Annotated in this window: 9 protein-coding genes; 4 read left to right on the forward strand and 5 right to left on the reverse strand. The window is 67.5% G+C overall.

From position 1 onward, the window contains the following. Positions 1–54: 54 nt before the first annotated feature. Together IT779_RS11045 and IT779_RS11050 are read right to left on the reverse strand one after the other, a co-directional pair. Positions 55–483, reverse strand: a complete 429-nt coding sequence (locus IT779_RS11045) for a PaaI family thioesterase (protein ID WP_196149126.1) — start codon at positions 481–483, stop codon at positions 55–57. Further along, positions 483–1,064, reverse strand: a complete 582-nt coding sequence (locus IT779_RS11050; RefSeq protein WP_196149127.1) for a TetR/AcrR family transcriptional regulator — start codon at positions 1,062–1,064, stop codon at positions 483–485. Before IT779_RS11050 ends, IT779_RS11045 begins: the two co-directional genes overlap by 1 nt. Positions 1,065–1,172: 108 nt before the next feature. Between IT779_RS11050 and IT779_RS11055 the strand changes: the two genes are divergently transcribed. Both IT779_RS11055 and IT779_RS11060 read left to right on the forward strand, forming a co-directional pair. Next, positions 1,173–2,276 carry a DNA polymerase IV gene (locus tag IT779_RS11055; protein WP_196149128.1) on the forward strand — a complete coding sequence of 368 codons (1,104 nt, stop codon included), beginning with the start codon at positions 1,173–1,175 and terminating at the stop codon, positions 2,274–2,276. Between the two features lie 92 nt (positions 2,277–2,368). Then, on the forward strand, positions 2,369–4,249 hold the full coding sequence (locus IT779_RS11060; protein WP_196149129.1) for an ABC transporter ATP-binding protein: 1,881 nt from the start codon (positions 2,369–2,371) through the stop codon (positions 4,247–4,249). Between the two features lie 42 nt (positions 4,250–4,291). On the opposite strand, the gene IT779_RS11065 is transcribed toward IT779_RS11060, so the two are convergent. Beyond that, positions 4,292–5,287 carry an acrylyl-CoA reductase family protein gene (locus IT779_RS11065; protein WP_196149130.1) on the reverse strand — a complete coding sequence of 332 codons (996 nt, stop codon included), beginning with the start codon at positions 5,285–5,287 and terminating at the stop codon, positions 4,292–4,294. A gap of 85 nt (positions 5,288–5,372) precedes the next feature. Between IT779_RS11065 and IT779_RS11070 the strand changes: the two genes are divergently transcribed. Together IT779_RS11070 and IT779_RS11075 are read left to right on the forward strand one after the other, a co-directional pair. Next, a complete protein-coding gene (locus tag IT779_RS11070; RefSeq protein ID WP_196149131.1) occupies positions 5,373–8,123 on the forward strand; it encodes an FAD-binding and (Fe-S)-binding domain-containing protein in 2,751 nt (916 codons plus the stop codon). Between the two features lie 419 nt (positions 8,124–8,542). Further along, a complete protein-coding gene (locus IT779_RS11075; RefSeq protein ID WP_332838746.1) occupies positions 8,543–9,478 on the forward strand; it encodes a DNA-3-methyladenine glycosylase family protein in 936 nt (311 codons plus the stop codon). A 163-nt stretch (positions 9,479–9,641) separates the two neighbouring features. Here the strand turns inward: IT779_RS11075 and IT779_RS11080 are convergent, their stop codons facing one another. Together IT779_RS11080 and IT779_RS37640 are read right to left on the reverse strand one after the other, a co-directional pair. Further along, a complete protein-coding gene (locus IT779_RS11080; RefSeq protein WP_196149132.1) occupies positions 9,642–9,848 on the reverse strand; it encodes a hypothetical protein in 207 nt (68 codons plus the stop codon). After that, positions 9,848–10,222 (reverse strand): hypothetical protein, encoded by a 375-nt coding sequence (locus tag IT779_RS37640; RefSeq protein ID WP_232541596.1) that lies wholly within the window; start codon positions 10,220–10,222, stop codon positions 9,848–9,850. The genes IT779_RS11080 and IT779_RS37640 overlap by 1 nt, the downstream gene beginning before the upstream one ends. Between the last annotated feature and the right edge of the window lie 255 nt (positions 10,223–10,477).

Below are 10,477 nucleotides of genomic sequence, written 5' to 3' on the forward strand. Positions count from 1 at the left end.
GACGGTGTTCGGCGTCCGGGTACGAAGCGCGGGCCTCGTGCGTGCACGGTTCGGCTACAGCGCCCGCTCCACGACGCGCGTGGTCCCTTGGGCGACCGCGCACAGCACCGGCTCCGCATCCGAACTCTCCGCGTAGATCTCGCAGTTCACCACCGCCTGCCTGCGGGTCGACCCGGCGACGACGGCTTCGGCGCGCAGCCGATCGCCCGCCGCGGGCCGCAGATAGGTGACGGTGAACCCTCCGGTCAGCACATTGGGCCCGAGTACGGTGCCCGCCGCGAAGGTGAGGGCGTTGTCGGCGGCGTAGGACAGCACACCCCCGTGCACGAAACCGAATTGCTGCCGCAGTTCGTCGCGCACCGGGATCACCAGAGTAGCTCGGCCGCCGCCGAATTCGGTGATCTCGGTGCCGACCAGACGCGCGAACGGCTGGGCGGCGAGCACTTGCCGCGCGGAGTCGATGTCCATGGTCGTGGTCGTCATCACGTGCCTTTCGTGCCTGGTGTTCCGGTGGCGACGCCGAGGGTGAGCCAGGCGGCTTCGGCGAGTTCTCCGGCGACGGAGGTCGGGGCGGCGCGCATGTCGCCCGCGAGCCATTGCCTGCTGTATTCCTGGGCCGGTCCGAGCCACAGCGCGTAGACCAGGTCGAAGGGCAGCTCGCGCACCGCGCCGTAGTTCGCGTGGGTGCGCCACCAGCGCCAGACGTCGGCGAGGAAGGCCCGGTTGCTTTCGCTGTCGCGGACTCCGGGCGGACGCGCCGAGAGCAGTATCCGCGCCCGGTACTGGTTCTCCCCCACCCAGCGCAGATGTTCGCGCACCCCCGCGGTGACGCCTTCGCGCGCGCAGGCGCTGTGCCCGACCACCACCCAGAAATGCTGTTGATAGTCGGTGAGCGCATGCGCCCACACCTGCCGATACAGATCGGATTTGTCGGGAAAGTGGTGATAGAGCGCACCGACGCTGGCCCCCGCCGCCGCCCTGATCTGGGTCAATGTCGCGTCGAGAGCGCCGTGCTCGGCGAACTGCCGTTCCGCCGCGAGCAGCAACCGATCTCGAATCTTCACAAACAGAATCTAGTTCTGTTCTGGTGTCGCACGCAAGACTTCCCCGTATCCCTACGATGGGGCGCGAGGGTGTGGGCAACACGACACGTGGCGCGCGGAGGTGCCCCGATGGCCGAGATTTCGCCCGAACCGGACGGCGCCGCCGCCCGCTGGCTGCTGCATATCGATCTCGACCAGTTCCAGGCCGCCGTCGAGTACCGCCGCCACCCCGAACTGCGCGGCCTCCCCGTGATCGTCGGCGGCAACGGCGACCCCACCGAGCCCCGCAAGGTCGTCACCTGCGCGTCCTACCCCGCACGCGCCTTCGGCGTGCGCGCCGGAATGGCACTGCGTTCAGCACACCGCAAATGCCCCGAAGGCATATTCCTCCCGCTGGACATGACCACCTACGAGGAGGCATCCGAGGAAGTCATGGCCCTGTTGCGCACCTTCCCCGGCCGAGTCGAAGTCTGGGGTTGGGACGAGGCCTTCCTGGCCGCCGACACCGCGGCCCCCGAACAACTCGCCACCGAAATCCGCACCGCCATCGCCGAATTGAACCTGACCTGCGCCATCGGCATAGGCGACAACAAACTCACCGCCAAACTGGCCACCGGCTTCGCCAAATCCGCGAGCAAATCCGCCGCACCGCCCGCCGACCCCGTCGCGGCCACTGCGGGCATGTTCCGACTGACGGCCGCCAACTGGACCGAAGTAATGGCCCACCGCCCCACCAGCGCTCTCTGGGGAATCGGCCCCCGCATCGCCGCCAGACTGGCAACACTCGGCATCGACACCGTAGCCGACCTCATGACCGCCGACCGCGGGCGTCTGGCCACCGAATTCGGCCCGAATACCGGCCCCTACCTGCGGGTCCTCGGCCACGGCAAAGGTGACACCGAAGTAACCACCGAACCGAGAACCCCCGTGGGCCGCAGCAAATCCGAAACTTTCCCGAAAGACCTGACCGACCGCACCGAGATAGACGCGCAGGTAGCACGCCTGGCCCGCGAGGTCGCCGAAGAGATGGCCGCCGAAGGCCGCATCAGCACCAGAGTCTCGGTAACCGTCCGCACCAACACCTTCTTCACCCGCACCAAACAACGCAAACTCCCCACCCCGACCACCGACGTAGACCAAATCGCCGACACCGCCCTCGCGGTAACAGCCCGCTTCCCCCTGGACCGCCCAGTACGCCTACTAGGCGTACGCCTCGAACTACTACCCGAATAACCCGCCGATGAATACAACTTGCCCTGGACCTAGGTTGAGGTTTTAGTGTCGGTGTCCGGGGGTTGAATGACGGGGAGCGAGAGGACCAGGACGTGAGTATCGAATCCGTGGCGTGGAACCAGATGTATCGCCAAGCGAACGCACCGCGCGAACAGCGCCCGTTCCGCCTGGCCATCGCACGCCGAATCCTGAGCTTCGCAGGCCCACACCGACGGAGGATCGGTTCGTTCCTCCTGTTCAGCGTCCTGTCGGCACTGCTGGCGGTGGCCACACCGGTCCTCGCGGGCCGAGTAGTCAACGACATCGTCGACGGCTCCGCCCCGCGCGTCGTCGTCACCCTCGCCGCCCTTATCGGCGCCCTGGCCGTGGTAGACGCCGGACTCGGCCTGGCAATCCGGTGGATGTCAACCCGTATCGGTGAAGGACTGATCCTCGACCTGCGCACCGCGGTCTTCGACCACGTGCAGCGCATGCCGGTCGCCTTCTTCACCCGCACCCGAACCGGCGCGCTCGTCAGCCGCCTCAACAACGATGTGATCGGCGCGCAACGAGCCTTCAGCGACACCTTGTCCGGAGTGGTCGCCAATCTCGTCACCCTCGCGCTGACGCTCGCGGTGATGGTCACCATCTCCTGGCAGATCACCTTGCTCGCCCTGATCCTGTTGCCGGTCTTCGTGATTCCCGCGCGACGGATGGGGCGCCGACTGGCCGATATCCAGCGCGAAGCCGCCGGTCTGAACGCCGCCATGGGAAACCAGATGACCGAACGGTTCTCCGCGCCCGGGGCCACTTTGGTCAAACTGTTCGGCAGGCCCGCGCAGGAGTCCGACGAATTCGCCACGCGGGCGCGACGAGTGCGCGATATCGGGGTGCGCACCGCCATGTTGCAGACCGTGTTCGTCACCTCGCTCACCCTGGTCTCGGCGCTCGCGGTGGCGCTGGTCTACGGGCTCGGCGGCTGGTACGCGCTGCGCGGACAGTTGGACGCGGGTGCGGTTGTCGCGCTGTCACTACTGCTGACCAGGCTCTACGCTCCGCTGACGGCGTTGGCGAGCGCGCGCATGGAAATCATGTCGGCGCTGGTGAGTTTCGAGCGGGTCTTCGAAATCCTCGACCTGAAACCGCTGATCGAGGACGCGCCCGACGCGGTGGCGGTGCCCGAAGGCCCGGTCTCGGTGGAATTGGACGCGGTGAGTTTCGGGTATCCGTCCGCGGACAAGGTGTCGCTGGCCTCGCTCGAGGATGTGTCGACACTGGATACGCGCGGCGGGGTCGAGGTGCTGCACGGGGTGTCGTTGCGGGCCGAGCCGGGTCAGCTGATCGCGCTCGTCGGTTCCTCCGGTGCCGGTAAATCCACCGTGGCCCAATTGGTTTCGCGACTCTACGATGTCGACTCCGGCGCGGTCCGCCTCAGCGGCGTCGACGTGCGCGAACTGAGCACGCCTTCGCTGCGCGCCGCGGTGGGCCTGGTCACCCAGGACGGGCACCTGTTCCACGACACCATCCGCGCCAACCTGCTGCTCGCCCGCCCCGAAGCCACCGAGCCGGAACTGTGGGACGCGTTGCTGCGCGCCCGTTTACGCGATCTCGTCGAATCCCTGCAGGACGGGCTCGACACCGTGGTCGGCGAACGCGGTTATCGGCTGTCCGGCGGTGAACGTCAACGCCTCACCATCGCCCGCCTCCTGCTGAAACAGCCGAGAGTGGTCATCCTCGACGAAGCGACCGCGTCCCTCGACTCCACCTCCGAAGCCGCCGTGCAGGAAGCGCTCACCGAGGCGCTGTCCGGCCGCACCGCACTCGTCATCGCCCACCGCCTCTCCACCGTCCGCGCCGCCGACCAGATCCTGGTCATGGAAGAGGGCCGAATAATAGAACGCGGCACCCACCCGGACCTGCTCGCCGCCAACGGCCGCTACGCCGAGCTCTACCGCACCCAATTCGCCGACGCTTCGGAACCCGCCGCCGCGTGACATCCGGGAAAGCGCGGCCGGATCGAGGCCGCGCTTTTCGGGTCAGAATTCGCCGGCCACGCCGAAGATGGTTCGGCCGGAATGGGTTCCGTTCTGGAGGCTGCGGAGGACCGGTTCGGCCTCGGTGATGGGGGCGAAGTTCTCGAGGGTCGACAGGTGGCTCGGGCGGAATTCGTTCGCGAGGCGGGTCCAGAGAGCGCGGCGCTTCTCGATGGGGAGGGCCACCGAATCGATGCCGATCAGGGCGACGCCGCGCAGGATGAAGGGCATGACCGTGGTCGGCAAGGCCGTGCCGCCGGTCAAGCCGCCGGCCGCCACGGTTCCGCCGTAGCCGATCACGCTCAGGACGTGGGCCAGGGAGGCGCCGCCGACGCTGTCCACCGCGCCCGCCCACCTGGTGCGGCCCAGCGGGCGCGGCTTGGCGTCCGGATCCTCCGGTAGGCGGCCGATGACCTCGTTCGCGCCGATATCGGCGAGACGGTCGGCGGCGTCGGACTTGCCGGTGGAGGCCACCACCTCGAAACCGAGACCGGACAGGATATCGATGGCCACGCTGCCGACGCCGCCGGTCGCTCCCGTCACCAGGATCGCGCCGGTCTCCGGGGTCAGTTCCCGGTCGAGCAAGGTCTGCACGCTCAGGGCGGCCGTGAAACCGGCGGTGCCGATGATCGCGGCGTCGCGGGTGCTGAGGCCGTCGAGTTTCACCACCCACTCGGCGGGGACCCGCGCGTACTCGGCGAAACCGCCGTGCTGGGCGACGCCGATGTCGTAGCCGTGCGCTACGACCAGGTCGCCGGGGGTGAAATCGTCGTCCTCGGAGGTGACCACCTCGCCGGTTATGTCGATACCGGGAACTATCGGGTACTTGCGGACCACACCGCCGCCCGGGGTGATCGCCAGGGCGTCCTTGTAGTTCGCGCTCGAGTAGTGCACTTTGATCGTCACCGCGGCGGGAGGGAGGAAATCCTCCGACACCCGTTCCTTGGTCAAGACGATCCCGCTGTCCGATTCGTGTGCCACCATCGCCCAGAAATCCATGGGTTGAGTCTATTGGCGTCGCCTTCAGCTCCGCGGGACGTGCCTGCTGGGCCTGGTGCTGCGGGATCGCGTTTACGCTGGCAGGGTGATCGACGACCGGTTGGTATCGGCGTTGCGCGGGCGGCTCGACGGTGAGGTCGACCTGTCCGTGCGGCGGCTTGCGGAGTATTCCTCGGATGCCTCGAATTACCGGGTGCTTCCGGCTGCCGTCGTCTTTCCGCGTGCCGATGCCGATGTCGCGGCGGTCCTCGACTTCGCGCGCGAACACGGACTCGGCGTTACCGCGCGTGGTGCGGGCACTTCGGTGGCGGGTAATGCCATCGGTTCCGGCATCGTGCTCGATTTCAGTAGGTATCTGCGTCGTGTGCTCGATATCGATCCGGAGCGTCGGATCGCGCGGGTGCAGCCGGGGGTGGTGTTGTCGCGCCTGCAAGGTGTCGCGGCTGCGCACGGGCTGCGGTTCGGCCCCGATCCGTCGACCCAGAATCGCTGCACTCTGGGCGGGATGATCGGCAACAATGCCTGCGGACCGCATGCGGTGGCGTGGGGGCGGACCTCCGACAACACGGTGTCGCTGCGCGTACTCGACGGCACCGGCGCCGAACGGATCCTCGCCGACGATCTCGGCTCGGTGCCTGGCCTGGCCGATTTCACCGGGGCCAACCTCGCTGTACTGCGTACGGAACTGGGGAGATTCGACCGGCAGGCCAGCGGCTACGGATTGGAACATCTGCTGCCCGAGCGTGGTTCGGCGGTGGCGAAATCCTTCGTCGGCAGCGAGGGAACTTGCGGTGTGCTGCTGGAGGCGACGGTGCGGCTGGCGGAGTTGCCCGCGGCGACGGTGCTCACGGTGCTCGGCTATCCGGGCATGGCGGAGGCCGCCGACGATGTCGCCGCGGCACTCGGCTGCGCGCCGATCGCGGTGGAAGGGATCGACGCGCGGCTGGTCGATGTGGTGCGTGACCGGCGCGGCGCCGTGCCCGACCTACCGCGCGGCGCGGGGTGGTTGTTCGTGGAGACGGCGGGGGAGAGTGCGGCCGAGGCGGAGGCGTCGGCGCGTGCGCTCTGCCGTGCTGCCGGTGCGCTGGACTCGCGTATCGTGACCGACCCCGCGCAGGCAGCCGCGCTGTGGCGGATCAGGGCCGACGGCGCGGGGCTCGCGGGGCGCACCCCCGATGGCAGCCCGGCTTGGCCAGGGTGGGAGGACGCGGCGGTGCCGCCGGAGAATCTCGGCGACTACCTGCGTGACTTCGGCGACCTCACCGCCGAGCACGGGGTGGATGGGCTGCTGTACGGCCACATCGGTGACGGCTGCATCCACGTGCGACTCGACCTCCCGATCCTCGACGCGCCGCGCCGGTTTCGCGCCTTTCTGTTCGATGCCGCCGAACTCGTTGTGCGCCATGGTGGTTCGCTCTCGGGTGAACACGGTGACGGGCGCGCGCGGTCGGAACTGCTCGCGGTCATGTATTCCGCCCGAGCGCGTGCCGCGTTCGCGGGTTACAAGGCGCTGTTCGATCCCGGCAATGTTCTGAACCCCGGCGTGCTGGTCGATCCGCGTCCGATCGACGCGGATCTGCGTGTGGCCGGTTTGCCGCGGATCCCCCTCGCGGGCTTCGCTTTTCCGCACGACGACGGCGATGTCGCGACCGCGGTGCACCGTTGCGTCGGTGTGGGGAAATGTCGTGCCACGGGCGGTTTCATGTGCCCGTCCTATCTCGCGACCGCCGACGAGAAGGACAGCACCCGAGGTCGGGCGCGGGTGCTGCAGGAGGTGGTGCGCGGGGCCGTCGACTGGTCGTCGCCCGCGGTGGCGGAATCGCTCGACCTGTGTCTTTCCTGTAAGGCGTGTCGCTCGGACTGTCCGGCGGGCGTGGATATGGCGACCTACAAGTCGGAGACGCTCTACCGCCGCTACCTCGGCAAGCTCCGGCCGATCGACCACTACACCCTCGGATGGCTGCCGCGTTGGCTGGCGGTCGCGACCAGGATGCCGCGCCTGGTCAACGCGCTGGCCCGCGTCGAGGTGCTGCGCCGATTCGGACTGCGTGCCGCGGGCATGGATACGCGCCGCGCGGTTCCGGTTCTCGCCGAGCGTTCGTTCCGCCGTCGCGCGCGGACGGGCGGGCGATCCTCCGGTAAGTCGGTGATGTTGTGGGTCGACACCTTCACCGACGCCTTCGATCCCGATATCGCCGCGGCCGCCGTGGATCTCCTCGAATCGCTCGGCTACCGCGTGGTGTTCGCGCCGGATCGGGTGTGCTGCGGTCTGACCTGGATCAGCACCGGTCAACTCGACGGCGCGCGCGCCCGCCTGCGCGCGACCCTCGACGCGCTCGACGCGCATGTCGGCGCGGGCGGCACGGTGATCGGACTCGAACCATCGTGTACGGCGGCGCTGCGCGCGGATCTGCCCGAACTGCTTCCGGAGGATCCCCGGTCCGCGCCGGTCGCGGCGGCGGTGCGGACCCTCGCGGAGTTCCTGCTCGCCGAACCCGACTGGCGGCCGCCGGTGCGTCCCGGGGTATCGGTGGTGTGGCAGCCGCACTGTCACCAGCACGCGGTTCTCGACTCGAAAGCCGATCGCCATATATTAGCCAGAATGCAAGTAAAAGTTATTGAAGTCACTGGGTGTTGCGGATTGGCAGGTAACTTCGGAATGCAGGCCGGACACTTCGATATTTCTGTCGCCATCGCTGAAAACGGAATTCTGGCCCGTATTCGCGATACGGACCCGACGGCTTTGGTGCTGGCCGACGGATTCTCGTGCCGCACTCAGGTGCGACAACTCGCGCACAGAGACGCTTACCATCTGGCTCAGTTCCTCAGGGAATGACCATGATTCGTCCGGAAATCGCGAGCGCGACATACCTGCCGCGTTCGCCGCGGCGGTGGTGAGAGTATCTCAGCTGCCGGAAGGGAGGGTGCCGGGCGGAATCTGATACCCAGAGCTGCCCGCGAATACGCCGCCCCAGACACTGAGCAGAAGATTCAGCAGATTGGTGATCATATAGTGCCTCCGTCGTGGAGATTGCCAATAATTTACTGATTCAAGGAATAGTCGATCTGATATCGCTACGAGAATTTCACGTGTTACACCGGCTGAGAACACGATGCGGTACCGCTCTGTATCGGGACGTTCCGTCGGTGTCCGAGGAACCCGTTTCCGCACAGGAAAACTCCTGGTCAGCGGTTTCGTGAGACGGGTTCGAGCCCTGACGCCTCGCCACCGCGACCGTCGCGCACAATGGTCGGGTGCGCGACTCGACGATCCAGGACGCGGGACTGTCCCGCACGGTCACCTCGGACCGCCCGATCGATCTCGCCCCCACCCTCGCCCCACTGCGTAGAGGCGCCGCCGACCCCTGCTATCGGGTGACCCCGGACGGCGCGCATTGGCGAGCCTCGCGACTCGCGACGGGCCCGGTCACCTACCGCCTCACCCAAGCGGGTGCGCACGCGGTCGACGCGCGCGCCTGGGGACCCGGCGCGGCCGAATTCCTCGACGGCCTCCCGCATATGCTCTGCCTCGACGAGGATCTGACGGGATTCATGCCCGGCCACCCCAAAGTCATCGATGCCCATCGCCGTTTCCCCGGCCTGCGGATGCTGCGCACCGGCCTAGTATTCGAATCGCTCGTTCCAGCGGTGCTCGAGCAGAAGGTGCACACCGTATCGGCCCGGGCTTCCTGGCGTGCGCTGGTGCGGAAATTCGGGACTCCCGCGCCGGGGCCCGCGCCGTCGGGTCTGCTGCTCGCGCCGGATGCGGACGCCTGGCGGCGCATTCCATCGTGGACCTATCACCGCGCCAATGTCGGCCCCGAGCGCGCGCGGACCATCGTGCACGCCGCCCGCGTCGCGGAGTCGCTGGAGCGGACCGCGGTGATCGATGCGGCCGAGGCGGCGCGACGTTTGCGCACGGTTCCCGGAATTGGGGTGTGGACTGCCGCGGAGATCGCGCAGCGCGTCCACGGTGACGCCGACGCGCTCTCGGTGGGTGATTACCATCTCGCGGCGATCATCGGATGGACGCTGCTCGGCCGTCCCATCGATGACGACGCCATGGTCGAATATCTCGAACCGCTACGTCCGCATCGGTATCGGGCGGTCCGGCTGTTGGAGATCAGCGGTCACGCGCACAAACCGAAATTCGGCCCTCGGACCCCGCTGACCGATCACACCTGGCACTGAACGGTTTTCGGACTGGTCGGTCGTTCTAGGTCTATTGACTACCACTCAGGGAGGTGTGGCGCTCGCAGACGACCCGTGGGCCGCGCAACCTGCACGGCCCTCGCGAGCGGGTCGGGGGCTCATCCCCGCGGACACGGAAAGTGATCGGAGCACTACTCGCGGATCACGGTTGCAGTGCCCGACCGTCGAGGACGCATTTGCCCGCTTCGACCAGTGTCGTGCGGGCCCGGCGGCGCACCAGGCAGCGGTCGACGGTGCAGTCGAGGTGCAATTGCATTGCGGTGTGGGCCTGTTCGTCGGTGAGGACGCCGGGATCGCAGGCGCAGTTCAGCAGGGAGGCGACGCGCATGTTCGGATAGGGGAGTTGCATCAGGCCACCTCCGCGTCGGCGGAAAATACAGCTTCAGCGGAAAATACAGCTTCGGCGGTGAACCCTGCCTCGGTGGTGAACCTGTTCGACCGGTGTGTGGTGTGTCTGCGTAGCCGGTCGTCCCAGGGAGCGTGGTGAATCGCCATGCCGACCGCCTCGCGCGCGGTGAGTCCGACCTCCTCCGCGAATTCACCCACGGTGTCGAGCAGGCCGGGTACGACTTCGGCGACCTTGAGGGCGGCGACTGCCTGTGCGCACGTGAGTGTGCGCCCGGGTAGAAAAGAGACCACCCAGTTCTCGTGTCCGACGCTGCGCGCGCGGTGCGGGGTCAGATCGCTGGTCATCAACGACGACGCTATGACATGTACAGCCATGACTCCTCGTTCCTGCGTGCGATTCCCGAGGGTGTGCGTGACGCCCCGCGGGGAGTCGCCATCGAATACTGTGTGTGCCCGGAGTTTTCGCAGGGGGGAGGGGGACCGCTCTGCTCGGCTCCGGGCACACTTCCAGCACACCACTGCGGGATGGGCACGGCAACGCTGTTGGTGAATCTCACAACATTTTCGAGCGAATCCCCAGCACAACATCCACAAGGGAGGGCAGGATTCCCCATAATGGATGAAGGATCC

The sequence above is a fragment of the Nocardia bovistercoris genome (assembly GCF_015674855.1).
Classification (GTDB): domain Bacteria; phylum Actinomycetota; class Actinomycetes; order Mycobacteriales; family Mycobacteriaceae; genus Nocardia; species Nocardia bovistercoris.